The 25,429-nt window shown below is 35.5% G+C and carries 19 protein-coding genes; 3 read left to right on the top strand and 16 right to left on the bottom strand.

From position 1 onward, the window contains the following. Positions 1–12: 12 nt before the first annotated feature. The 6 genes from TTHT_RS01295 to htpG form a co-directional block, all read right to left on the bottom strand. Positions 13–1,674 (bottom strand): peptidylprolyl isomerase, encoded by a 1,662-nt coding sequence (locus TTHT_RS01295; protein ID WP_201328235.1) that lies wholly within the window; start codon positions 1,672–1,674, stop codon positions 13–15. Positions 1,675–1,757: 83 nt separating this feature from the next. Further along, positions 1,758–4,589 (bottom strand): S8 family serine peptidase, encoded by a 2,832-nt coding sequence (locus TTHT_RS01290; protein WP_201328234.1) that lies wholly within the window; start codon positions 4,587–4,589, stop codon positions 1,758–1,760. A gap of 201 nt (positions 4,590–4,790) precedes the next feature. Next, positions 4,791–5,018, bottom strand: coding sequence for a FeoA family protein (locus TTHT_RS01285; protein WP_201328233.1), 228 nt, complete (start codon positions 5,016–5,018; stop codon positions 4,791–4,793). Next, complete coding sequence (locus TTHT_RS01280; protein WP_201328232.1) at positions 5,015–6,976, bottom strand: peptidylprolyl isomerase; 1,962 nt, start codon at positions 6,974–6,976, stop codon at positions 5,015–5,017. The genes TTHT_RS01285 and TTHT_RS01280 overlap by 4 nt, the downstream gene beginning before the upstream one ends. Before the next feature lie 249 nt (positions 6,977–7,225). After that, a complete protein-coding gene (locus tag TTHT_RS01275; RefSeq protein ID WP_201328231.1) occupies positions 7,226–8,575 on the bottom strand; it encodes a hypothetical protein in 1,350 nt (449 codons plus the stop codon). A 58-nt stretch (positions 8,576–8,633) separates the two neighbouring features. Beyond that, positions 8,634–10,469 (bottom strand): molecular chaperone HtpG, encoded by a 1,836-nt coding sequence (gene htpG / locus TTHT_RS01270; protein ID WP_201328230.1) that lies wholly within the window; start codon positions 10,467–10,469, stop codon positions 8,634–8,636. Positions 10,470–10,665: 196 nt separating this feature from the next. On the opposite strand from htpG, the gene iorA reads away from it, so the two are divergent. From iorA to TTHT_RS01255, 3 genes are all read left to right on the top strand, one after another. Beyond that, a complete protein-coding gene (gene iorA / locus TTHT_RS01265; RefSeq protein ID WP_201328229.1) occupies positions 10,666–12,441 on the top strand; it encodes an indolepyruvate ferredoxin oxidoreductase subunit alpha in 1,776 nt (591 codons plus the stop codon). Position 12,442: 1 nt separating this feature from the next. Further along, on the top strand, positions 12,443–13,024 hold the full coding sequence (locus TTHT_RS01260) for an indolepyruvate oxidoreductase subunit beta (RefSeq protein WP_201328228.1): 582 nt from the start codon (positions 12,443–12,445) through the stop codon (positions 13,022–13,024). Positions 13,025–13,101: 77 nt separating this feature from the next. After that, a complete protein-coding gene (locus TTHT_RS01255) occupies positions 13,102–13,956 on the top strand; it encodes a DMT family transporter (RefSeq protein WP_201328227.1) in 855 nt (284 codons plus the stop codon). On the opposite strand, the gene TTHT_RS01250 is transcribed toward TTHT_RS01255, so the two are convergent. The 10 genes from TTHT_RS01250 to TTHT_RS01205 form a co-directional block, all read right to left on the bottom strand. After that, a complete protein-coding gene (locus tag TTHT_RS01250) occupies positions 13,943–15,568 on the bottom strand; it encodes a TonB-dependent receptor plug domain-containing protein (protein ID WP_201328226.1) in 1,626 nt (541 codons plus the stop codon). The two genes, TTHT_RS01255 and TTHT_RS01250, sit on opposite strands and share 14 nt — an antisense overlap. Next, on the bottom strand, positions 15,558–16,382 hold the full coding sequence (locus TTHT_RS01245; protein WP_201328225.1) for a sensor histidine kinase: 825 nt from the start codon (positions 16,380–16,382) through the stop codon (positions 15,558–15,560). The genes TTHT_RS01250 and TTHT_RS01245 overlap by 11 nt, the downstream gene beginning before the upstream one ends. Next, positions 16,379–17,495 (bottom strand): peptide chain release factor 2 gene (gene prfB / locus TTHT_RS01240; protein WP_408033905.1). Its coding sequence is split into 2 segments (ribosomal slippage): positions 16,379–17,432 and positions 17,431–17,495, totalling 1,119 coding nucleotides; the frame shifts between segments, so codons are not numbered across the junction. Before prfB ends, TTHT_RS01245 begins: the two co-directional genes overlap by 4 nt. Positions 17,496–17,517: 22 nt before the next feature. Beyond that, positions 17,518–17,919, bottom strand: a complete 402-nt coding sequence (locus tag TTHT_RS01235; RefSeq protein WP_201328224.1) for a secondary thiamine-phosphate synthase enzyme YjbQ — start codon at positions 17,917–17,919, stop codon at positions 17,518–17,520. Beyond that, complete coding sequence (locus TTHT_RS01230) at positions 17,894–18,403, bottom strand: DUF2062 domain-containing protein (protein WP_201328223.1); 510 nt, start codon at positions 18,401–18,403, stop codon at positions 17,894–17,896. The genes TTHT_RS01235 and TTHT_RS01230 overlap by 26 nt, the downstream gene beginning before the upstream one ends. A gap of 2 nt (positions 18,404–18,405) precedes the next feature. Next, positions 18,406–19,341, bottom strand: coding sequence for a thiamine-phosphate kinase (gene thiL, locus TTHT_RS01225; RefSeq protein ID WP_201328222.1), 936 nt, complete (start codon positions 19,339–19,341; stop codon positions 18,406–18,408). Beyond that, the gene (locus tag TTHT_RS01220) at positions 19,334–20,002 is read right to left on the bottom strand and encodes a hypothetical protein (protein WP_201328221.1); all 669 of its coding nucleotides are present in this window, start codon (positions 20,000–20,002) and stop codon (positions 19,334–19,336) included. Before TTHT_RS01220 ends, thiL begins: the two co-directional genes overlap by 8 nt. Before the next feature lie 12 nt (positions 20,003–20,014). Next, positions 20,015–22,078: a PEGA domain-containing protein gene (locus tag TTHT_RS01215; RefSeq protein WP_201328220.1), complete on the bottom strand. Its 2,064-nt coding sequence runs from the start codon at positions 22,076–22,078 to the stop codon at positions 20,015–20,017. Beyond that, the gene (locus tag TTHT_RS01210) at positions 22,078–23,442 is read right to left on the bottom strand and encodes a tetratricopeptide repeat protein (protein ID WP_201328219.1); all 1,365 of its coding nucleotides are present in this window, start codon (positions 23,440–23,442) and stop codon (positions 22,078–22,080) included. Before TTHT_RS01210 ends, TTHT_RS01215 begins: the two co-directional genes overlap by 1 nt. Further along, entirely contained in the window at positions 23,439–25,397 is a 1,959-nt protein-coding gene (locus TTHT_RS01205) for a serine/threonine-protein kinase (protein ID WP_201328218.1), read from the bottom strand. Before TTHT_RS01205 ends, TTHT_RS01210 begins: the two co-directional genes overlap by 4 nt. Positions 25,398–25,429: the final 32 nt, after the last annotated feature.

The raw sequence follows: 25,429 nt of genomic DNA, 5'->3' as shown, positions 1-25,429 counted from the left end.
TGCCCCCTTTTTTTATTCAAAATCTACTCTTTTAATTGTTGTAAACTTCGTAATTTTAGAAAGACTATTAAAACCTTTAATTACCTTTGCAAAAATTGTGTATCTATAGTTTAAGTGGGGGGTTGCTATGTGGGTTATGAAAAACTGGCTTCCCCCTGTATCTTTACCGGCAAGCGCCATTCCAATCATCCCCTCATTGTTGTACGTTAACAGGTTGTACTCACACCTTATTGAGTAATCTGGCCCCCCGTATCCAGTGCCTGCCCGGTCTCCCGCCTGGGCAACAAAGCCTGGTATTACTCTATGAAAAAATATCCCATTGTAATACCCTTTCTCTGCAAGGTTGTAAAAATTCAAACAGGTTAAAGGGGCAGATTCAGGGAATAATTTGCAAACAAGTTTTCCTTTATCTGTTTCTATTGTAAATTTCTTTAAACTTTCAGCCTCTTTCAATTTAGCAAGATAATAGGATAAGGGTTGAGGTTGTGGTCTATAGTGAAACAAACCTGCATCTATCAAAAATGAAATAAACTCCCTTTGATTGTTTTTTACAAGTTCAATAAATTCCTCTTTTTTTAGAATTCCCTCTTCAAGTTTTTCAGTCAAGTAACTTAAAACCTCTTTGCTTTTACTTTGAATAAACAACTCCTTTGCCTTCTTAATCGCAAAATCTCTTCCTTTAATATTCTCAATAAACTTTAACTTCTGATAGTAGGAAATTTGAGAGTTTAAAACACTTTGCTCCTCTTCTTCTGGCATATACGGTGCGGTCACATAAGCATAAAATCCACCCTTTTTAAACAACTCAACAATTCTCTTTTTGTTTTTCACATAAGGCAAAGCAACTTCAAGCTGGGCAGGGGTTAGAGAGTTTAAATCAATCTTTGAAATTTTCCCTTTGTTTTTCAAAAAATACTCAATAGCAGTCTGTTTTACAAGGGGGTTTTTGTCTTTTAAAAACCTTTTGGCAATTGCCTTTTTGTTCACCGCCTTTATGTATGCAACCTTTAATTGCCATTTGTTTTCATCAAGCAATCTTTCAGGGCTATCAACAACAAACATCCCGTAAAACTTTGTGTTTAAATCTGCATTTAACAAATCTTCAGCCTTAGCAAATCCCTTCTTTTTTAGCCTGAAAAGTGAGTAAACTGTTTCATAGGGGTTTGTTTTATAAAAGTCACTTAATATTTTGTCTGTTACAAGATTACCTGCACGCCACAGATTATAAGCAATCTCTTTTCCATACCTATTTTTTAACATCTTGTTTCTGTTTAAGGCAATGTTAAAGCCGGTGACATCTTTTGTGTTTAAAAGCGCCACTGCGGTTTTCCCTGTAAAGCTTATTGATGAAAGAGTATTTACAAGCTTTTTTTTAGGAAAATTAACTCCAGTGAACATCGAAGCAACAGCAAGCCTGTCGGCAATTCCCCTATTGTTTCCAAATTCTTCAGCACACTTTCTAAATGTATAAAAATCTGGAATTCTCCCGCTTGCAATAGCGATTTTTTTTATTAAATCAAGGTCATTCCCAGCAAGATTATATGCTCTCCTCAATAAAAGTGCATTCCTCTCATTTTCCGCTTTTAAAATCAAAGCTTCAACATAATCTTTTTTCACTCTGGAAGAACAGGATACAAGAAAAACAAAGATTAAAAAAAGGGATATTTTTTTCATTAGTCATCTCTGAATTTTAATAACTTGATTTTACAACAAAATAAAAAAGGGGGCTAATAAAGCCCCCTGAAAATAAGTATTATTTACTGAAAAAACCTCTTCACACCAATTATTAAATCTGATGATTTAAAAACAACATCACCGAAAAGCCTGTACCCCTCAGGGCAAACAGGAGGAATTGAGTTTGCCTTGAGGGTAAACTCTTTTTCAACAAATGGGTAAAGGTTAGCTTTTTCTGTGGAAAAAACAACAGGATTATTCAAATAAAGCATTTTGTCAACATGGAGTTTAATTCCTTTTATTCCCTTCTTGAACAATGCACCCATAACCTTTAAAGTGTATTTGCCTTCAGGAAGGTCAAATGCGTCAACGGTAAGTTGTTGATAATTAAAGCCTGTTTGAATTACAGCCTTTCCATTGCTATCGTATACACAAACTGCAATGTCGGTAAAGTGGTTAAAGTCTTCTTTTGAAAGTGACATTACAAACCTTGCCCCTTTTACACCATTTCCTATTGTAAAATCTGTTGAATAATTGCCGTTTTTCAATTCTGCTGTTTCAGATTTAAAGTATCCTTTAATTTTTGCTTTAACATTAACCTTTTCACGGTTAATTGATTCAAGGTATGAATTAAACTTAATTTCAGGCTTTTCACCTGCTTTAAAATTAAACTTAACTGGGGAAACAACCTTCACAGTCTGAAGATAAATCTTTCCAGAAAATTTCACCCCTGCCTTTTGCTGAAAGTGGCTGAATGGTACAACCTCCCATACACCTGGCATTACATCAGGATAGGAAATTGTAAGTTTTTTTACCGTTACTGTATCTTTTGAAGGTTTGATTCTCACCATTCCTATATTGTGCCCCTCAGGGTTAAACAGCTCAAGGTAAAGCTTTCCGTAATTTCCTGCCGGGACAGTAAACACAAAGGTGAACTCATCAGTACCTTCAGGCACATAGAAGAATACCCTTTTATAATGAGATGGGGTAAGTGCAGTTTGAGGTATTTCAATTACTCCTTTTTTATCTGCAAAATCTGGTACAACAATTGTCACCCACAAATCAAAAGCAATGTTTTGATTTATCTTTTTCATTCCTTTGTAATATGCGATAACTCTGCCAGTGTAAAGACCGGGCTTTCTCATATATTTTTTATTAAAGTAAACAGGAATCTTTGCAGGTGTCTTGCCCTTAATGTATGCTGAAGTCCTTGTTAACTCAAGCCATTTTGCAGTTGAAACAAGGTTGTATGCCTCAAAAAAATTCATCTTCTCATTGTCTGTCACCTCTGGCTTGAAGATTGGCGCAACAGTGAAGGTAAAGCCTTCTGGCTTTTCAGGGATGTAGCCGCTTCTTAAATAAACAGTATAACCTTTACCGTCAGGGTAATAAGGTGATTCAGTTCTAATTTTGTAATAGTTTAAAACTGATTTTTTCTTTAAGAGAGAGTTTAAAACATTCCAGGCTTTTTCAACATTAATCAAGCCCCTTCCCTGGTCAAGCATTGTATAGCCTTTGAGAGGGATTGCTGAATTCATCAAAGCCCTTTTCACCTCTCCCTGGGTGTACTTTAAGTCTTTGCCATAAACCTTTTTAGCCTTTGAAAGAATTAAAGCCATAACCCCTGCAGCCTGAGGGGAAGCCATTGAAGTGCCCCTCATAACATCCCCCTTCATCCAGTGGGGAACAGTTGAGGCTGCACAGCCAGGTGCTGCAGCGTCAGGTTTGGGGACAATTCCTCCCCTGCTTGAGAATATAAACATTTTATTAACTGAAATCTTTGATGCATAATCTGCATCTGCAGATGTTTTTGGAAGTAATGCTCCGCAGGCAAAAATCATTTCACTTGATGCAGGCATACCGGTTGTGTTAATCCCAGGCCCTGAATTTCCATTGCTTGTTGAACCTGCAATATTGAAGTTTTCTTTAAACATTTTGTCAAGGTACTTTTCAATGTCAGCCCTTCCTGCATAGGTTGAATCAATGCCATAACTCATTGAAAATACGACCGGTGTTTCCGGGTGTTCCTTATGCCATTTAATCATATAATCGTAAGCCTTTTTCATTGACTCAACTGTGGTTGCCCCACCTGCAAAGTTTGAACGGCCTATTTTTAATGAAATAACCTTTGCACCTGGTGCAATACCGTTAAATCCTTTCTGCCCGTGAATCATGTAGCCTGTTGAAATTCCTGCACAGTGTGTGCCGTGTGCCCCGGCATCAAAATGAAAAACAATCTTTTTCTCTTTCGGGAATATGTTTGCCTCTATAGGAAGAATATCCCCCTTTTTGTCTGGGTTTTTTCTGCCTGAAAGGTAAAAGTAATCATAACGAACATTATAATTTGTCATCTCCCTTTCATCAGCCATATCACCGTTCATATTTGTATCAACATAGTAAACCCATAAATCTTTTCCATCTTTATTCTTTTTGTTGAATACAACTACAGGCCACTCATCGTCAAACTTTCCATTATTGTTTGGGTCTTTTACCTCTGAATTTTTAAACTGGCTTTCCTTTAAAACACCAATATAAAACTCTGTGTCTTTTGTAACTCCATTTAATTTATCAAGGTTTGTAAGAAAAATGTCGCTATCCTTCAAAGTCCAGTAAACTTTGCCATTTTTTTCAATTTTTTCAGCCTTTGAAAGAGTAACATCTCCCTCCCCTGTAAAATCCTGAACATCAATTACCTTAACCTCACCTGTTGAGGTTTTTCTTAAACCGGGAACAGATACATCAACACCTGTATCAATAATAAAAACAACAACACCTCTTCCATCACAATCGGGGTTTTTCTCAATAAACTGTTTAGCGCCTGTTGTTGTTGTGGAAAGGAATTCGTAAACATCTGATGCTTTTAGCGGGAAAAATAAAAGCAATCCCAGCATTAATACGATAAACACTTTCTTCATGCCTTACTCCTTAAAATTAATTTGCTTGCTATTTGATTATAAAACAAAGAATTTTGGAATTAAATTAAAATAAATCTGTGGGAATAAATTGAAAATAGATTTTTCAATTTCAAAGTTTTTCATCTATGCAGGAAAATTGGGATATACAAATACAAAAAAGAAGGACAAAAATCTTTTTCAAAAAAATACTTTTGTAAAAATTTATTCTACCTTTTCAACCATTACTTTAGCGGCAACCCCTCTTCCCAGGGCAACATTTGAATTGTGAACAGATATAAGAAGGGGGCCAAAAGCCCCCTTTTTCTTTATCTCTATTTCATCACCTTCATGAATACCAAGGTTGTTTAACTGAACCTGGAATCTGTATCCCCCTATAAAGCCCTTTATTATTGCCTTATCTCCTTGCTCAAGTTCAAGAAGGGATGTCATTTAGATTCAGCCTCCCTAAGGCGTTGTAAAAATTCAGGCCTAACTTCTATTTTACCCTCTTCTGTAAGTTTCTTTCTTAAATTAGCGACCATTGAAGTAACAAGCTTCATAGCCTCTTCGTTTCTTATTCTTTCTCTTAAAGATGGAAGTTCTTTCATAAACTTTTTCTGGTCAAAGTTAACCTTTTCTGTGATTTTACATACAATATAATTTCCGTTTTTATCAAGGAGAGGCTCTGTAATCTGATCTTTATCATATTTAAAAAGCTTCTTAACCTCATCTGAAGCAGGCTTTAAAATAAAGGCAGAATTAACCTGTTCCATTGTAATTTTTCTCTGCTTTCTAATAGAGAGTTTATTTTTCTTTGCAACCTTATCAAAGTTTTTATAGGTAACCTTTGCTCTAAATTTTTCAGCCTCTTTCAAAGCAATTTTTCTTGCCTCTTCAATTTTTAAGTCTTCAAGCACTTTGTCTTTTACCTGGTCAAATGCAGGTGTTTCTGGCTTTTTCTCTTCAACCATCTGGCAAACAACAAAACCTTCCGCAGTTCTTAAAGGATTTGAAATCTCATTCTTCTTCATAGAGAAAACATAGTTTGCAACAAATCCTGCTGTCCCAAGCCCTTTAATGTTTGCTGAAGGAGAGTTTTCAAAGAAACCGCTGTCATTAACTTTTATCTTCATTTCCTTTGCTGCTTTTTCAATACTCTTATATTTTTTAGCAAGCTCTTCAAACTCTTTTGCCTTCTGATTAGCAAGGTCCTGAGTTCTTTTTGCTTTTAAAATAGATTTAATCTCTTCTTTAACCTCATCAAGGGTAAAAGTCTTTGCCTTTTTCTTCCCTGTAACTTTAATTATGTGATAGCCATATCTTGTTTTAACAGGCTTTGAAATCTGGCCAACCTTAAGGGAAAATGCAGCGTCTTCAAACGGTTTAACCATTCTTCCCTTTGGGAAGAATCCAAGGTCTCCACCCTTATTTTTTGTACCAGGGTCATCTGAATACTTTTTCGCAAGTTTATCAAAATCTGCACCCTTTTTAAGTTGATTGTAAATCTTTTCTGCAAGCTTTTTAGCCTCTGCATCGCTAATCTTTTTCGCAGAGGAGCTAATCAATATGTGTTTTGCCCTTACCTGCTCTTCCTGTGTATACTTATCCTTATTTTTTTCATAGTAATCTTTGATTTCAGCATCACTTATCTTTACATTAGCACCAACAACAAATGGGTTGAAAACAACAAACTTAATCCTTCTCATTAAAGGTGTTTTGTATTTATCTTTATGGTTTTCGTAATACTTCTTCATTTGCTCATCAGTAAAATTGACTTTAACTTTATTTACATAATTTTTCGGGTTAAAAACTGCGTAATCAAAAGCAATTGAAACATTCTGTTTTTCGTAAATATCTCTTAATTCATCAACTGAAAATTGAACAGACTCTCTGTAAAGGTTTTCAAGTTTTTCTATAATAATGTCTTCCTTCACTCCTCTTTCAAAATCTGAAACCCTGTAGCCATAAGCGTTTAAATACCTCTTATACTTATCAAAACCTATAAAATTCCCGTTTTTGTCAACAAATACAGGGTAACTTAAAATTCTTTTTGCCACTTCCTCTTTTGAAGCACTTATTCCCATCTGCTTTGCGTGATAAAGTTCCACCCTTCTGTTAATAATACTATCAAAAGCCCTTCTCTGAATCCTGAAAGCCTTTGCAAGCTGAGAACTCCATGCTTTCCCATACATTCTTCTATAGTAATCTTCAAGGTCTCTTGCCTTTCTAACATATTCCTGAAACTGTATCTCATTTCCGTCAAACCATGCTATGACAGAAGTTGGTGTACCTATCTGTCCTTTTGCTCCCCAATTAACAAACACATAAACTGATAGCGCAATAATTACTGCCCACAGCAATGCGCCTGCAAAAATAGATTTTGTTCCCTCTCTCATTTTCTTTAACATACACAACTCTCCTTTATGCCTTGTTCTTCAATCTTCAATATGTTAAAGGAAAATGCCCGTTTCTTCAAGCAATAATTTAAAAATCAAGAAAGGAATCCAAAATTATAAGCAAATAATATTAAAAGACAACTTTATATTAAAAAATTGTGGCAAATTGAAAAATATAAGTGGTTTGTGAAATGAATATTTGTTCTGTACAACAAAAAAAGCGCCCGAATTACGAGCGCTTTTACAATTATTTTTTAACATTTATTTAACATTACTTCTAACTTTTCTACCTGTATCAGTGTGTATAACCTTTACAGGTGTAATGGTGTAAATTGGTCTTCCAGGAATATTTATAGAATGGTTTCTTCCAACACCAGTTGAAATAGCATGTCCTGGAACTCCACGCCTTCCACCACCTTCAGCATAGTAATCAAGCCTTCTATAATCACTTTCCCTTAAACCAACCTTTGCGGCAACCCTTGCATCCCTTATTTCAGGGTCTGTGTTAAGTCTTGCCCTTATAGCGAGAGGTTTTTTAACATACCTGAAAACCCTCTCCCTTACTTCAGGTAAAGGTTTTACAATACCTCTGCGTGTGTTGCGGTAGATACAATGGTAATCGCAATAATAACCTGCTCTCGCTAAATAATCAGACAATGACAATTGCCATTCAACATAATCATAAGAAAATCCATATTCAGCACCAAAACCTGCAAGTGGGTCATAGTAGAACTCTGCATGCCAGCCGTGAAATGGATCCCATGCCCATTTAATTGAATTCCATCTGTTTACAGAAAACCACAGCCATAGAGCATAATCAGTCATATAGATGGTTGAAGGGGAAAGCAACCCATAAGCATGTGTTAACTCTGGATTAAAAATATACCAGTTGTCGTGCAAAACATTAGAAATCTGGTGAATCGGTTTAACATAGCTTACCCTGTACCAGCGAGTTTTACCTGATTCGTCTGTATAAGCCAAAACAGGAGGAAGTTTATCAACCATAGAGTTAAGCAGCATTCTTGATTTTGTTAAAGCCCAGTCGTGCTTTCTCTGTTTTACCCATGAAACAAATTCGTTATCTGTTTTTGTGTTAAAATGCACCCTTGTAAAAATCTTATTTCTCTTAATAATAGACGGTCTTTCTTTTCCTGAAAGCTTTGTTATATAAACATTATCTTTTCCTTCAATATCCCTCATTACAAGGTATGTTCCACCTTCCCTCAAAAAAACCGATGATGAAGCAAGGGAAAGAACCACAGGTTTTTTTGTTTCAATTACAGCCTTCCCTTTACCAAAGTATAAAGTTGTTTTGTCTCCACCTATATCAATTGTCTCAAAGTGAAACTTTGTGTTTTTGTCAAACCAGTAGGTTGAGTTGTTGAAATCAACAAGTTCAAGCCTGCCGTCTTTTGTATCGTAAGTTGAGCCCAATAACACAAGGTAATCAAATCCCACCTTATATGCCTTGCCATTAAAATAGAGCTCAGGATTGCCAATAGCAAACCTCACTCTGCCTGCTGTCATATGTGAAAGATCATTGTTTGCAGAATAACCAGGCAATGCAAGTAAAACCGTTAGTATTAAAACCATTAAACCTTTTAGTTTCATAACCACCTCCCAAATCCCTTTTGCCTTTAAGAATAGCAAAAAGCGTGCCATTAATGTGTTATTTTTTGTCCAATTCAAGAAACCTTTCAATTAACTGATTGTACCTTTCAACAGATGATGGAATATCAGAAAGAAAACCTTCTGACAACTCTGCCGCGTCAACAATTGAATTTAATAAGGTTTCTTTAAGTTCTTTGTCATTGGAATTTAAAATAAATCTCTTTAAATTTTTGTACACAGGGTGGGAGGGGTTGAACTCAAGTATCTTCTTTGACGGAACATAAAATTTGTTCAATGCATTCATCATTCTCTCCATCTGAGATGAGGGAGAATTTTTCTGGGAAACAAGGCAGTAAGGGGATTTAACAAGCCTTGTGGATATTACTGCATCAAATATTCTATCTTTTAAAATCTCCTTTACCTTCTCAAGAAATTTTTTATCCTCTTCCTCAATCGTTTTTTCAGCCTTTTCCCCCTTTTCAAGGGTTATATCTTCCCTTGTTATAAGTTTAAACTCTGCTTCTTTAAATTTGCCTATATGCTCAATAACAGTCTCATCAAGCACCTGGGTCAGTATTAAAACAGGGACGCCTTTCTGGTAAAACTGTTCAAGGTAAGGTGATTTTTCAATTGTCTTTCTGTCTTCTCCCACAATGTAATAGATTGAATCTTTGTAATCTGTTTTTTCAAGGTACTCTGAAAGTGTTATCTTTTCATTACCGTCTGTGTATTCAAAGAGTAACAACTCTGCTAAATCCTGCTTTTCTGGATAGTCTTTAACAATACCCTCTTTTAAATACACTCCAAACTCGTCAAAAAAGAGATTATAATTTGCCCTGTCTTTCTTTAAAAAGTCTTTTAGATGTTTGATAAACTTTGAAGTTATTGTCTTTTTAAGCCTTAAAACAACAGGGTCGTTTTGAATTGTCTCCCTTGAAATATTCAACTGTATGTCTTCAGAATCAACAACTCCCTTTAAAAACCTTAAATAATCAGGCACCAACTCCTCTGTTTTCTCGTCAATCAAAACCTTTCTATTGTAAAGCCTTATGCCTGTATCATCCTCAATACCAAATTTAACAAGGGAAAATGGCGGGATATAGATTATGGATTTTAAATCAACCGGTGCGTCGGAGTAAATATGAAGATAGCTTAACGGCTTTAATTCAGACTTTGTAAGGTATTTGTAAAACTCTTCGTAATCCTCTTTTTTCAAACTATTTGGATTTTCAAGCCAGAGAGGCTTTACCTGTTTTAACTTTCTTCCATTTAAATAGATTGGATAGGGGACAAACTTTGAATACCTGTCAACAATAGCCTCAATCCTTGACTCGCTTAAAAACTCAAGTGCATCTTCTTTAAGGTAAATCTTTACAGAAGTTCCCCTCTTAACCTCTCCTTCAACAGTGTCAACTGTAAACCTTTCTTTCCCCTCGCTAATCCATTTTACCGGATAAGCATCTTTTAAATAACTTTTAGAAACAACCTCAACCTTTTCAGCAACCATAAAAACAGAGTAAAAACCAACCCCAAATTGCCCTATTAACTCCTCGGTTACATTGTCTTTTTTATCAAGCAATTCAAGGAATTTTTTAGTTCCTGAATGGGCAATTGTTCCTAAATTTTCAATAATCTCATCTTCAGTCATTCCAATTCCAGTGTCTATAATCTCAATTGTTTTTTCATTTTGGTCAACCTTTATGTCAATCCTGTGTTCCAATTCACCGTCGGCAATCTCCTCTCCCTGCAATTGTTTAAATTTCAATTTATTCAAAGCGTCAACAGAGTTTGAGATTAACTCCCTCAAGAAAATATCTCTATGTTTGTAAAGGGAATGAATAACAATATCAAGAAGCCTTCCCACCTCAGATTTAAACTTTATTCTTCTTGCCATATCATTCACCTCCGTAAAAGTTTAAACACAGCAACTATAATTTAAAAAAGGAGAAAAAAATTTGCAAGTCACTAAAAACAAAACATTCACCCTAACAAAAAAGATTGTTCATTAAAAGTTAACTCCTCATTGTTTAATTTTTTTGTGCTAAACTTTATAGGTAAAAGGGCTTTAAATTTAGAGGAGGAGGTGGTTTTTGAAGGTTTTACTTTCAGGAAATGAAGCAATCGCAAGAGGTGCGTATGAATACGGCTGTGTGTTCGCATCTGCCTACCCCGGAACTCCCAGCACAGAGATACTGGAAAATGTAACCCATTATAAAGAGATTAAATGCCAGTGGTCTCCAAATGAGAAGGTTGCTGTTGAGGTTGCAATAGGTGCATCGTTTGCAGGTGGAAGGGCATTGTGCGCAATGAAGCATGTTGGGGTAAATGTTGCCGCAGACCCTTTAATGACTTTAACCTACATAGGGGTAAAAGGGGGATTTATCCTTGTTTCAGCAGACGACCCTGGAATGCACTCTTCACAAAATGAGCAGGATAACAGAAACTATGCAAAGTTTGCAAAAATCCCTGTACTGGAGCCATCTGACTCTCAGGAAGCAAAGGATTTTGTAGGGAAAGCGTTTGAAATTTCAGAAAAGTTTGACACACCTGTCATTTTGAGAATGACAACAAGAACCTCACATGGAAAGGGGCTTGTTGAGGTAGGAGACAGGATTGAATCAAAGGTTGAAAGAGGTTTTGAGAGGGATTTCTCAAAGTATGTGGCACTTCCTATGAATGCAAGAAAGAGAAGGGTTGTTGTTGCAGAGAGAGAAAAGAAGTTAAAAGAGTTTGTTGAAGAAACTGATTTAAACAGGATTGAAGAGGGAAAGGGAAATATCGGCTTTATTACCTGCGGTATTTCATACCAGCACTTAAAAGAGGTTTTACCGGATGCACCTGTTTTAAAGATAGGAATCCCATATCCCCTACCAATGAAAAAAATCAAAGACTTTGTTAGCAAGTTTGATAAGGTTTTTGTTGTTGAAGAGTTAGACCCGTTTATTGAAGAGCAAATAAAGGCTGAAGGGATAAAGGTTTACGGCAAGGAATTCTTCCCTGAGATTGGAGAATTCTCCCCTGAGGTTGTAAGGAATGGCCTCGTTAAGGCTGGAGTTTTAAAGGAAGAAAATAAGGTTGAAGCGGAAGACAAGGCAATTCCAAGGCCACCGGTATTCTGTCCGGGATGCCCACACCTTGGTATTTTCTATGCATTGAAAAAAGCAAAGGCAAAAATTGTTACAGGGGATATTGGATGCTATACACTTGCAGCAATCAAGCCTTTTGAAATGATGGACACCTGTGTTTGCATGGGTGCATCTATTGGAAACGCAATTGGAATGGAAAAGGTTTTAGGTTCAGGTAAGGGAATTGCCGCAGTTATTGGTGATTCAACATTTGTTCACTCAGGATTAACAGGGCTTGTTGAGGCTGTTTACAATAAAAGCAACATCACAATTGTAATATCAGACAACTCAATTACAGCAATGACAGGTGGGCAGCCTGACGCAAGGAGTGGTTTTACCTGCAATCACGAACCGACTGGCAAAATGGATTTTGAGGTTGTTGCAAGGGCAATAGGGGTTGAACATGTCTATGTTGTTGACCCAACAAAGATGGATGAAACTTACAAAATTGTTAAAAGGGAATTGGAAGCAGACCATCTTTCATTAATTATAAGCCAGGGGCCGTGTGTTCTCTATCCGCAAAAGGTTAAAAGGGAAAAATTCTATACAGAACTTGAAAACTGCACCGCCTGTGCAATGTGCTCTAAAATCGGGTGTCAAGCAATTTACAGAACAACAGAGAAAACAGAAAAGGGAAGGTTTAAATGGAATATTGACACAACACTTTGCACTGGATGCGGGTTGTGTATCCAGATGTGTAAGTTTGATGCTATAAGACCAATAAGCAGGAAGGGTGAGTAAAATGGAAAGCAAAAACATTCTTCTGGTAGGTGTTGGCGGGCAGGGAATTGTCCTTGCTTCTGAAATAATGAGCGAGTTTTTCAAAAGACAGGGTTACGATGTTAAAAAAAGCGAAGTGCACGGAATGGCACAGAGGGGTGGGATTGTTTCCTCACATGTAAGAATTGGGGAAAAGGTTTACTCCCCAATGATTGAAAAGGGCAATGCCGACATTATGCTTTCTTTTGAAAAGATGGAAGCATTAAGGTGGCTTTACTATGTAAAAAAAGACGGTGTTATTGTCTCCTCAAATGTAAAGATGGTGCCACCTATTGTTAGCACCGGTGCCTTTGAATACCCTGAAGATGTTGAGGAAAGGGTTTTAGCCGAAAGGCCTGATGCTAAAATACTTGACATTGTTTCAGCACTAAAAGAGTTGGGCAACGATAAGGTTACAAATGTAATTATGATAGGGGCTCTCTCCACAATGTTTGACTTTGAGCCAGAAAAATGGCTTGAGGTTATCAAAGAGGCCGTGCCTAAAAAGGTTGTTGATGTAAACATTAAAGCATTTAATAAGGGAAGAGAGTTAATGGGAAAATAATTTCTTGAAAATAAAATAAATTCATTGTAATTTTAAGGCAGCCTGAAAGGGCTGTCTTTTTTATTTTGGGGGATGAGTTGAAATTAACAAAGGCTGAATTTATACTCCTTACAATGACTGCAATATGGGGGTTAACCTTTCCCCTGATAAAAGGGGCTGTTGCCTATGTTCCACCTTTTGCATTTCTTTCAATGAGGTTTTTTCTTGCCGTAATTGTTCTATCCTTTTTTTTAAAGCCTGAGTTTAACAAAAAGAATGTAAAGTGGGGATTGATTATAGGCTTTTTCCTCTTTGCAGGAATGGCCTGCCAGACCATAGGCCTGATGTATACAAAGGCATCCCGCTCTGGATTTATAACCGGATTTCTTGTTTTTCTTGTTCCCCTCTTTGATTACCTTATCTTTAAAAAAAAGCCAACAATATTTGCCATTATAGGAGTTTTTCTTGCATTAGGTGGGCTTTACCTTCTATCAAGCCCTGAGGGAGGGGGATTCAACATAGGCGACTTTTTAACACTGTTAAGCGCTGGGTTCTTTGCCTTTCAGGTAATTTTTATAGAACACTCCACAACAAGGTATAACGGAGATACAATTGTATTCTTTCAAATTGCGTCAACATTTATTTTTAGTTTTATTGCATCAACATTAACAGAAAAATGGAATTTCAGGATTGACATTCCCTTAATAGTTGCCGTTATTGTAACCGGCGTTTTTGCCACAGCACTTGCACTTTTAATGCAGGGAAAGTATCAGAAAGAGACCACTACAGTAAGGGCGGGCATTATCTATTCAATGGAGCCTGTATTTGCCCTATTTTTCTCATTTTTAATTTTAAGCGAAAAACTCCCTGAAAAGGGAATAATAGGCGGATTCCTTGTATTTTCAGGGATGCTAATATCAAATTTTAAATCAAAAGAAATCAATCAGGAATAAGAGGGCCCCTCATTCTATAACCGAAGATAACCACTCTTCCCGGCATCGGGATGCCCGGATAGGTTTGGTAATCTTCGTCAAAGGCATTTAAAATTTTTAGATAAAATCCCTCTCCCCAGAATGTAATGTTTAAGACAGAGGCTTTATCAAGATTGTTTATGTCAAGGTAAGAGTAATCAAGGGATATGTCCTTGCCTTTATAAATTAAGGTTAACTTGTTTTTCGGGTAATAGTAATTATACTTTGTTTCATATTCAGTATTCGTTTTATGTAAGTGTTCATAGCCTATTGTAAGTTTTTTAAAGGTATAAAAGAAGTCAAAGCCGTAAACATCGCTATCCCCTGTGTTTTCAGCCTGCCACTCTTCACCACTCCTTACCCAATCAATCAAATTTTTCTCATTTCTATAAAAGAATACAGTTTTAATATTTTTAAAACCAAGTGAAACCTGATAATTCTCACTCTTTTCCTCTTTTAAATTCTCATTTCCGTGATTTACAGGTGAATTATAGTAAAGTTCTGTAAAATCCGGTACTCTTACACTCTCAGAAAAATCAAATGAAAAGTTAAATTTTCCCAAAGGTTTTACCACTGATAAAAAAGGAAGTAAATACTTTCCCCTGTTTGTTGCTGAAAAATAGTTTGCACCACCTCTAAAGTTAAAACCAAAAAAGTTAAATACCTTTGCATATTTCAAAATTGAGGTTGTTAGATTATGGTCTCCCATTGTCTTACTATCCATTGAATTAAACTCTATGTTTAATCCCCAAAAGCCAAACCTGTTTTCCAATCCTGTTTTAAACCCACTTTTGTATGTTTCTGTTATGTTTCTGAATAAATCAGGATTGTTTTTGTCAAGGGTAAAGATATCGTAATGCCTTGTGGTATAAAACTTTGTTTTACCTAAACTTGCAATAAAAAGGGAAGTTTGAGTCCTCTCATAAGAGGGGTATGGCGCATAAAAATCCTTTGCATCAAAGTGTTTTGAGTTAAAGGCTGTAAAGAATTTTACCCCTTTGTATTTAAATTGATAGGTTACATTTGATTTATTATACTTTGAGTTTTCAATGTAGCCAGAACTTCCCTCAAACATATAGGATAAACCGTTTTCCCTTGCGTAAATATGGTAATAGTCGTCGCTTCCATAGGCAAGGTGGTTGAACTCTTTTTGATTTTCCCCAGGTTCAAAATCTATATTTCCTGAAAATGAATATGGGGTCAGGTTTGCGTTTGTTGAAGGCTCAACCTCAACGCTTTTCACATCCTCCGGTGCAAGGGGAATATCAAAGTTGTGGTGATAGGTTTGCATATTGTTTAATGGCACACCTAAAATGCTAACTCCCACCTGATTTCCCCTTGAGCCTCTGAAAGAGATGTCTGCCTGCACTCCGTTTAATCCCCTTACAGAGAGAAAAACAGAGGGGAAAAGTGAGAGTATCTCATCGTTTGAGTTTATTGATAAAGCATCTATTAGAGATTTGTCTATGTATTGAACTGCGTTTTCATTTCCCTTTTCAGCAGTCACCTCTATTGACTCTTTTACCTGTAAATTTTCAGAAGCAAAGAGGGAAAAAGATAAAAGAAAAGCAAAAAGCAAAAATTTAACCTTCATCTTCCTCTCCGTTATTTAAACTTGCATTACCGCTTGCAGGAAGGATTATTGTAAACTTTGTCCCAACTCCAACCTTGCTTTCAACCTTTATGCCCCCACCGTGTGCATCTATAAACTTTTTGGCTATTGAAAGCCCCAATCCTGTACCGCCTTTTCTCTGACTGCTGAATGCAACAAAAATCTGTTTTAAAAACTCTTCAGTCATTCCAGGCCCGTTGTCTTCAATCTCAATAAGGTATAAGTCTCTCATATTTTTTAGTGTTATTTTTACCTTTCCACCTTCACCTAATATCTGGATTGCATTTTTAAGGATATTCATCAAAGACTGCCTTAACTTCTGCTTATCACCGTTAAAAATCAAATCCTCTTCTGGAAAGGAATACTCAATAACAATCCCCTTGTTTTCAGCCTCAACCTTCATAAAGTTGACCATATCGCTTAAAAATTCCGACAGATTAAAGTCCTCCTTTTGCAACTGTGTGGGCCTTGCATAGGTTAAAAAGTTAGTCATTAACTCGTTAAGTCTTGCTATTTCATAGGTTATTGAGGAAATTGTCTCCCTGAAATCATTTTTTAACTCTTCATCTTCAATAGCGTCTTCTATGTCTTCCTGCAAAAGTTGAACATTTATTTTAATTGAGTTTAAGGGGTTTCTAATCTCGTGGGCAAGCCCGCTTGCAAGAATACCTGCCTCAGATAAGTCTTTTGTTTTTTTGGTTATTTTCCCTGTTTGTTTCAGTTTTGTATACAAAAAAATTATTATCCCTATTGCCCCAATTAAAAGGATAGAAAGAATTATTACCGCTATTTTCATGCCTTTTCGCCTGATTTACTATTTGCAGTCATAACAAGGTATGCCTTTATAAACTCGTCAAGTTCACCATCAAGCACAGGGTCAACATTCCCTGTTTCATAGCCTGTTCTATGGTCTTTAATCATTCTGTATGGATGAAGAACATAGGAACGAATCTGGCTTCCCCATGTTATTTCCTTCTTTTCCCCTGTCAACTCTTCCTGCCTCTTCCTCTGCTTTTCAAGTTCAAGCTCATAGAGTCTCGCCTTCAACACCTTCATTGCAACTTCTCTATTCTTAATCTGAGACCTTTCATTCTGACAGCATACAACCAACCCTGTTGGCAGATGGGTAATCCTAACCGCAGAATCTGTAGTATTTACATGCTGTCCTCCCGCCCCTGATGAACGATAAGTATCTATTCTTAAATCTTTTTCATTTATCTCAATATCAATCTCATCATCAAGTTCAGGGATAGCAAGCACTGATGCAAAAGATGTGTGTCTTCTCTTGTTTGCATCAAAGGGGGAAATTCTAACAAGTCTGTGAACCCCGTTTTCCGCCTTCAATAAGCCATAAGCAAAGTCCCCTTTAACAAGCATTGTTACACTCTTTATCCCCGCTTCATCCCCTGGCTGATAATCTATTATCTCCTTCTCAAATCCCTTTTTTTCAATATATCTTGAGTACATTCTGAAAAGCATCTGAGCCCAATCCTGGGATTCGGTTCCTCCTGAGCCTGAATGAATAGTTAGAATTGCATTGTTTCTATCGTGAGGGCCACTTAGCATCATTTTTATTTCAGCATCTGATACAGTTTTTTCAAGTTCTTCAATCTTTTCTGCAATTTCCCCTAAAACATCCTCCCCCTCTTTAAAGAATTCAAATAAAACATCTATGTCCTCTTCAAGGGAGTTTAGCTTTTCTGAAAGAGCAATTTCATCTTTTACAGCAGAAATTTTTTTCAATACTTTCTGAGCTTTTTCATTGTCGTTCCAGAAATCAGGTGCAGATGTTTGCTCTTCAAGTTTGGTTAACTCAAGCTTTTTCCTCTGCGGGTCAAAGATAACTCCTTATAGGAACTATCCTCTCTTTAAGAGAGTCAAACCTTTCCCTTAACTCTTCAATACCCATTGTGCTCATTTTACACCTCACTTTATCCTTCAATAAATTTTAAATACACTTTTCTTGTCCTGGGGCCGTCAAACTCGCAAAAGAAGATTGACTGCCAGGTGCCTAAAACAATTCTCCCGTTTTCAACAATAACTGTAATAGATGGTGAAACAAGGGTTGATTTTATGTGAGAATCGGAATTCCCTTCTAAATGCCTGAAATCAGCATTTTGAGGTATTAGCTTTGAGAGATAGGTTAGAATATCCCTTTTAACTGACGGGTCTGCATTTTCATTAATTGTTACAGCCGCTGTTGTGTGCGGGACAAAAACAGTTAAAATTCCGTTTTTACAACCGTTTTCCTGTAAAAATCCCTCTATTTTATGGGTTATGTCAATCATCTCATTTCTTGAAGAAGTGCTAACAGTTAACACTGACTGTGCCATTTCCCTCTCTCCTTTTAAGCAAAATTAAAATCACAATATAGGTTATTAAAGCTGCAACAATACCTAAAATAGTACTTCCTATAAAAAAGGGAAAGATTATTGCCTTTAAATCGTTTACAAGGTAATGCCAGGCTTTGCCATTAATAAAGTTTGCAAGGGTAAATATGTGCCAGTTAATTGCAGCTAAATTAAATGGATTATTTGGGCAACAAATCAATTCCCCTAATTTTAATCCGGCAAGGTACATTGGCACTGTGGTCCAGGGATTGTTTACCCAGGTGAAACCTATTATGAGAATCTTATCAATTTTTTTAAAAAGCAGGGCAATACTGATTGCCATCAAATTGTGGAAGCCTAAAAATGGGCTGAATGCGATAAACATACCTATTGCTGCTGATAATGCCCTGTCATGAGGAGTGATTTCTTCATTAAATAGGGCTTTTTTTATATCCCTCAAAACATCTTTGAATTTTTTTCTTGCCATTGTTAATACAGTCCCTTCCTGTTGTCAAAATGATTATAGGTTAAATCCTTTAATTTAACAAGAGAATAGCCCACTTCAAGGAGAACCTCTCTCTCATCAGTTATCTCGCCTATAACATAGGCTTCTGGCAGAAATTCAGTTATCTCATCTTCTTCAAGTGGGGAAGTAAATAACAAAATATATTCCTCTCCACTGTGGAGAAAGTAATTCAATAAATCCTTTTCTTCAAACAGATCAATTTCTGGAAGCTTAAATAATTGCGAGTAAAGAATGCAGCCTGTGCCACTTAACCTGCAAATTTCCCCTATTTCTTTAGACAATCCATCAGATATGTCAATCATTGCTGTTGCAAGATTGTTTTTCCCTATAATTATTCCCTCTTCAACCTGGGGAAGTGGCTCAAGGTGTTTTTTTACCGCATAAGCATAGTTGGGGTCTTTTATTTCAATATTGTTCTTAATCAGGTAATAGCCTATAGCAGAGTATCCCGGTACACCGGCAAGGTAAATCTTATCACCCACCTTTGCACCGCTTCTAAATACAGGCTTGTTTATAACCTTGCCAATAGCCACTGCATTTATAAAAACAAAGGTTTTTGAGCCTGTTGTATCCCCCCCTATTAATTCCACATTAAAACGAGAAAGTGTTTCCTCTATCCCCTGCAAAAACCCCTCAATAAAGAAAGGACAGGCGGGGGGAAGGGAAAGAGATGTTAAAAAATATTCAGGCTTTGCCCCCATTGCTGCAATATCACTTAAATTGGCACAGACAGTTTTTACTCCAACCTGATAAGGGGTTGAAATATTCAAATCAAAATGCACATGCTCAACAAGGCTGTCTGTGGTAATTACAAAATCGTCAAAGACGGCACAATCATCCCCTATAAATTTATGCTTTTTTTCAAGGAGAGAGATAATCTCTTTTTCTAAATTATTCAAGGTTATCCTCGTGGTAGCGTGTAATTTCTAAAATAAGGTTGTCTATTTTTCTGGCGAGCCCTGAATCATTATTAAGTTTTTGTCTTAACTCAGTTAGCGATTCCAGACTTGTAACCACAGCTTTTTCAGGTAAATAGTAAATATCCAGGTTTTCTGATACAGCAATAGTTTCAAGGCTTTCTTCTGTAAATTCTTTTAAAGACTGAACAATGTTCTTTATTTCATTGTTAAAACCTAAAATAAAAAATTCATCTTCATCAAAAGCACCGAAAACCATATCGTGTGTTTCAAGCCTTTCAAAAAAGTTGTTAAACTGAGTCTCTGTATACGGAATTATATTTGAACGAACAAAAAGATAACTATCGTACTCCCCTATTTGTTTAACGGTATTTTTAATCAATTCTGGATAAGTTTTGCCCTCAACAATCAATTGTTTTACAAAATTGTTGTACCTTAAAGAGAGGTCATTTTTATCCTTCTCAGAAAAATTGACAAGAAAAATAGAATAACCTTTTTCAACCGGGAATCCTTCTGACAATGCCTCATCCATAAAAATGAAAGAGAGTTTTCTAACAGCCTCCAACGGCAACTCTTTCAATAAAGGAAATTTTGACAGAGAAGTATCACCTTTTTCATTTATTATTATCAATGCGTTTTTCATTTTTTAACCCCTTTAATGTGCCTGTAAGTAAGCTTTCGTAAAATCTATTAAATCTTTTACTTTAAATCCGTGAGAATTTATTATTGTTGCGTTTTCATTGTAATTGTACTGGTTGTAAAGCATTTGCAAATCAGACCACAAACCAATCTCCTGATAGCAAACACCCTTTAAAAACAGTATTGTACCAGCAGATATCCCTGGCGTATCAGGAAGTTTTATTGAAGAAAAAACATCATAAGCATTTTCAAACATTCCAAATCTCAAAAAGCAAATTCCTAAATTAAGTTTTAAAGCATTTACTTCAACCTCATCAAAATCCGGGTTGTTAATATTTGATTTAAAATATAGATATGCAGAGTTATAGCAGAGAGAATTTAAATTTTGCCTTATTTGCAGAGGCCTTTTAACAACTTTAACATCAAACTCCAATATTTCTTTCCCTCTCTCAACTTTAATTTTTACCGATGGAGCTTTCAAAAGTGAATAAACATCTTTCTCTGTAAACACCTCTTTATCATTTATAGCAAGAACAACATCCCCTCTCTTCAACAATTCATTGTGACTATCAATAATTACAGGTTTATTTTCTTCCGGGTCATTTATCACAGTTATATCAGCAGTATATTCAACAATTTGAGGAATACTGTTGATGAAATTTATCAATTTTTTCATACTCTCTGCATCTGTTGGATTAACTGTTATTTTTTCAGGTTTAAAAAAGTCTGTGTTAAATATGTAGAAATCAATAATCCTCCTCAACCTAACCCTCTTCTCAATTCCAAAAAGGACAAGGGATTCTCCATAATCTTCTTTGATTTTTTCAATAGTTTTTCTATCCCCATTTAGAAGATTATCAACTGAACTTAAATACTCCCTATTACTTGAAGCATTGAAAATCTTTATCTCTTTCAATGCAGTAATTAAATTATTTTCAAAATTGGTAAAATTCACCACTCCGTTTTTAAGTGGTTTTGTCCCTACATAAAGAAGTGATGGTTTAGGTACTGCATTTACTTTAACAATTTCATCACTATTAACTTCTACCGTTTTTATAAAAAAACCTGTGGGAAATGCTACTTTAACACTATGGCTACCTGAACACACTTCCAATTTTTTTACTGGTAAATTTCCCACCCTTCTCCCATCAACAAACACATCGCCGTTTAAACCAAAAATTGTGGTTTCAATATTTAAATATCCTATGCTTCTCTCTAAAACAAAAGGTTTGTAAAAGTAATCCTTTAACTCTTCAATATTTAAAATCACTTTCTCAGTTTTATAGCAATCTCTTTTAAGCTCAAGTTCATGCTCTCCTTTGTCAAGGTTATTAATTACAAAATAGTTTGAAAGTTCAGAAGGTGTTATCCCCAATTCTTGAATTGTTTCAACATGCTCTTTTAAATAATCAAGAGGGGCTGTTCCTGAGGTTTCACCCACATAAACTCCATCCAGATAAACCTTCACATTGGGAGGAGATGTTAAGATTGTTGCTGATGCTTTTATTCTTATTATAGGGGCATCAACTGTTATCGTCTCCCCTACTTTAATTTCAAATTCTTTTGAAATTGTTGAAAAATTAGGTTTTGTAATTTCAACAGTATGTTTCCCTTCAAGAACAGGTATCTTTCCTGTTTCATCTCTTTCAGCCTCTTTTCCGTCAACAATACACTTAAAGTCTGTTTCCGGGCATTTTACATCTATATATCCAACAAGCTCCTTTTTAAGGTTGGCAAAAAGGGTTCTTAATTTTCTGGGAAATATTGCGCTATTCAATTTGTGTGCTGGATTTGTTTTAATAATTTTCACAAGCATATCCTTTGAACTTTTCTGATCACCTTTCTTCAAATACAAAAGACAGAGGTATTCAAGGCTTTTCATATAGTAAGGATAAGCTTCCTGCGGCAATTCCCCTAACTCGTAAGACTGGACAATACTCTCAAAAACAGGAATGGCGTTTACCTGATTATCAGAGTTAAAGAATATGTCTTCTCCCTGTTTGAAGGTGGAAACATAGTCTATAGAGAAAGAATTTAATGAAATAAGAAATACTGCCAGTATAGTTATTAACTTTTTCATCAGTTAAACCTCACTATAGATGAAGACTTATCAGCGAGAAAAATTGTTCCATCTCCATCAACCGTCATATGGTAAAATTTCCCACCTAAAAGGTTATATATATCAATCTTTTGAAACAGTGAAAAATCCTCCTTTAAAATGACAAGAGTTTTACCTTTATCCACAAGCATATAAATGTTATCGTAATTGTCAAAGTCTAAATCAACAATCTTCGAATAATTGGCAAAAGTTTTAATAAGTTTTCCTTCAAAATCCCTTACATCAATTACATTTCTTGAATCTCTCACTATAAAGATCTTACCGTCTTTCCTGATTTTTATATAATCAGCAGGAGCAACTATCTTTTTTAACAATTTCCCTGTTTTATCAAACTTGTAAACCACTGCTTTATCTTTGTCATAAATAAGGTAATTGCCAAAGTAATCTATTGCAATAGAAACAATATTGCTTAATGGCTCCCCTCCGTCTGTAAAGGATTTAGAAATTCCTTCTGTTTTATTAAAAACCCTGTTTGAAGTTGAATAGTAAAAGCCAAACCTTTTGCTATAAAAAATAGAGGTAACCTCTGATGGGGTTGAAAATTTCCTCATCTTCCCTTTTGTTATAAGATAAAACGCATCTTCTTTCTTTGAATATGCATACAAAGTACCTCGTTTATCGGTAATTATTACCCCAGGCTTTGAAATTTGATAATAAGTTCTATGGATTTTGTATTTTTTGTTTAAATAAAACCTTAATAGATTTGTGGTTAAAAAAGGGACATTATTATCTTTAATATTTTCTAGAGTAATAAATGATAACATCTTTAACCCTTCTCCAGGGTTGTTTAATTTGTAATAAAAGTAAGAAGCCAATTCCATGGACTCGTCAAAAACTTCGCTTTCTGGAAATCTCATATATACCTTTGATAGGAAATACAATCCCTGTTTATAGTTTCCTTTAAGCCCACATATTTCTCCTAATTTATAGTAAACCTTATCAAGAATCTCTGAATCAGGGATACCTGCCTTTATTTTAGAAAGGATCCCATAAGCAGAATCTATATCCTGATTGTCCAGCATTATCATCCCTTTGTAATAAAGTGCATTGTCATAACTATTGCTTGATTTATAATCGTTTATGACTCTGTCAAAATACTTTAAAGCTTTATCTTTTTCTCCTATTAAATAGTAATACTTTCCTATTTCCAAAAGTGCCTCATCGGCTTTTTCTGATTGCGGGTATTGTTCAACCAGAGTCTGGAATTCTTTTATAGCCTCGCTATAATTTTTATTCAATAAAAAAGCCATTCCGCTTTCATAAATCCTCAAATCAGTTGAAGTTGTAAAATTTGCAATTAATAACAAAGCCATTAATAGTTTCATAATAGTTTTTCCTTAATATTTAGTTCTTTATCTGCCCTAACCTCAACAGATATCTCTTTTACTTTATTATCACCAGGGCTCACAAACTTTATCTTATGAGTTCCCGCAACAATTTTCACATTAAAAATTGGCGTTTCACCCACACTTATACCATCAATATAAACCTCCGCATATAAGGGCGCAACATCTATTTTATGAATAATACCAAGTGGTGGAAGTTTCAAAACTGTTTTTTTGTTCCCAATCAACTCTTCAACAAAAATCTGACGATAAAAATATTTCATATTTTCCACTTTCAACTTCACTGTACCTGCTTCAAGTTTAATGCTTTTCCCATTTGTAAACTCTCCTAAGTACTTCCACTTTCCATTTCTTCTAATATAAAGTTTGACAGGAAACTCGGTATCAATCACCAAATAAGAAGGCTGTTTTATAACCTCCAAAACAACCTTACTTGTTAAAATCTCCCCAGGATTTAACACAATTGTTTTGTCTTTATATCCTTCAGCTTTAAAGAGCAGGATATTTTTCTTTGAAGTATTTATCTTTATTTCACAGGGGGTAACGCAACTTTCCTTTCCATTTATAAACACAGTTGTTTGTGGCGGTTCAGTAACAATTGACATTGTGGTAAAAAGTGATTCAAGTTTATATTTCAAATTGTTAGTATCTTTTGAAAAGAAAAAGGTCTTATTCACAGGCTTATAACCTTCTTTTTTTAAAACAATTCTCTTTTGTTCTCCATTTTTCCCGGAAAGTTTAACTGTTATTGGTGTTTTGCCTACAAAACTGTCGTTAATATAAACATCAGCGCCTAAAGGGTCTGACTCAATTCTTACTTCTTTAGTTATTCCAAAAGGAAGAATCTGGCTCAATCCTTCATTTATATTGTTTAGTATCTCTCCGTTTGTATAATAATACCCCCCTGCAAAAGCTCCAATTAATACAAACAAAAAGACAATAAAAAACAACCCTTTTTTGCTTGACTGTTTTTTTTCTGTTATCTCTTTTGCCCGTATTAATTCATACTCATTTCTCGCAAGTTCCTTCTCAATCATTGAAACTGAGCTATCAAGCCCTGTATCTGAAAGCAAATCTTTAATCCTTGATTTTTGAGAGCGTGTTAATTTAACTGCCCTTATTAAATCATTAGAAAATTGTTTTGCCGACTGGTACCTCTCATCTGGATTTTTTGCAAAAATTCTGTTAAAAACTTCATTCCACGATTCTTCGGTAAACCCAATCTCATGAACATTTTCAACAGGCTCTGGAGGCTCATGAACAATTTTGTATAAAATTGCAGACAAAGTCTGTCCTTTAAAAGGCAATTTCCCTGTGAGCATCTCATATGTAACAATACCTAAAGAAAAAATATCTGAGCGATGGTCAACCTTCCCTTCCATAATTTGCTCTGGTGAGGCATAACTGGGGGTACCAAGAAAGGTGCCTGTTTGAGTCAGGGAAGAGTTTTGAAGTTTTGCTATTCCAAAATCCATTATTTTACACTTTAATTCTTGATCAATTAAGATATTTCCTGGTTTTATATCCCTGTGTATAATCCCTTTTTTATGCGCATAATCAAGTGCAGACGCAAGCTGAGAAACAATTTTTACACAGGTTTCAAGGTCTAACCTTCCCTTTTTAGCAATTATTGAAGAAAGGGTTTCTCCCTCTACAAACTCCATAGCAATGTAAGGAATTCCCTGTTCTTCTCCTATGTCATAAATACCCACAATATTAGGGTGGTTTAATGTACCTGCAATCTGAGCTTCTCTGTAAAACCTCTCATAAAATTCCTTTTTCTCTTGCTCTGAAATACCCTCGTCAACCTTAATTAGTTTGATAGCGACAGTCCTTTTGATAATGGGGTCATGTGCTTTATACACTACCCCCATTGCACCCTCACCTAAGATTGATTCAATTTTATATCTACCAACTGTTTGAAGATGTTTCATCCTGCAATAAGGATAGTATTAAAACGCTTAAT

The organism is Thermotomaculum hydrothermale, assembly GCF_016592575.1.
Classification (GTDB): Bacteria; Acidobacteriota; Holophagae; order Thermotomaculales; family Thermotomaculaceae; genus Thermotomaculum; species Thermotomaculum hydrothermale.
Note: the sequence above shows the minus strand (reverse complement) of the source record. Positions and strands in the feature narration are given on the sequence as shown.

Excerpts from the sequence above, each read along its gene's own strand:
- TTHT_RS01275 (WP_201328231.1), bottom strand. The coding sequence starts at position 8,575 with ATGAAACTAAAAGGTTTAATGGTTTTAATACTAACGGTTTTACTTGCA.
- TTHT_RS01260 (WP_201328228.1), top strand. The coding sequence starts at position 12,443 with ATGGAAAGCAAAAACATTCTTCTGGTAGGTGTTGGCGGGCAGGGAATT.
- TTHT_RS01230 (WP_201328223.1), bottom strand. The coding sequence starts at position 18,403 with ATGGCAAGAAAAAAATTCAAAGATGTTTTGAGGGATATAAAAAAAGCC.
- TTHT_RS01295 (WP_201328235.1), bottom strand. The coding sequence starts at position 1,674 with ATGAAAAAAATATCCCTTTTTTTAATCTTTGTTTTTCTTGTATCCTGT.
- TTHT_RS01250 (WP_201328226.1), bottom strand. The coding sequence starts at position 15,568 with ATGAAGGTTAAATTTTTGCTTTTTGCTTTTCTTTTATCTTTTTCCCTC.
- TTHT_RS01285 (WP_201328233.1), bottom strand. The coding sequence starts at position 5,018 with ATGACATCCCTTCTTGAACTTGAGCAAGGAGATAAGGCAATAATAAAG.
- TTHT_RS01290 (WP_201328234.1), bottom strand. The coding sequence starts at position 4,589 with ATGAAGAAAGTGTTTATCGTATTAATGCTGGGATTGCTTTTATTTTTC.
- TTHT_RS01245 (WP_201328225.1), bottom strand. The coding sequence starts at position 16,382 with ATGAAAATAGCGGTAATAATTCTTTCTATCCTTTTAATTGGGGCAATA.
- TTHT_RS01220 (WP_201328221.1), bottom strand. The coding sequence starts at position 20,002 with ATGAAAAACGCATTGATAATAATAAATGAAAAAGGTGATACTTCTCTG.
- TTHT_RS01205 (WP_201328218.1), bottom strand. The coding sequence starts at position 25,397 with ATGAAACATCTTCAAACAGTTGGTAGATATAAAATTGAATCAATCTTA.
- TTHT_RS01215 (WP_201328220.1), bottom strand. The coding sequence starts at position 22,078 with ATGAAAAAGTTAATAACTATACTGGCAGTATTTCTTATTTCATTAAAT.
- TTHT_RS01280 (WP_201328232.1), bottom strand. The coding sequence starts at position 6,976 with ATGTTAAAGAAAATGAGAGAGGGAACAAAATCTATTTTTGCAGGCGCA.
- TTHT_RS01210 (WP_201328219.1), bottom strand. The coding sequence starts at position 23,442 with ATGAAACTATTAATGGCTTTGTTATTAATTGCAAATTTTACAACTTCA.
- TTHT_RS01235 (WP_201328224.1), bottom strand. The coding sequence starts at position 17,919 with ATGGCACAGTCAGTGTTAACTGTTAGCACTTCTTCAAGAAATGAGATG.
- htpG (WP_201328230.1), bottom strand. The coding sequence starts at position 10,469 with ATGGCAAGAAGAATAAAGTTTAAATCTGAGGTGGGAAGGCTTCTTGAT.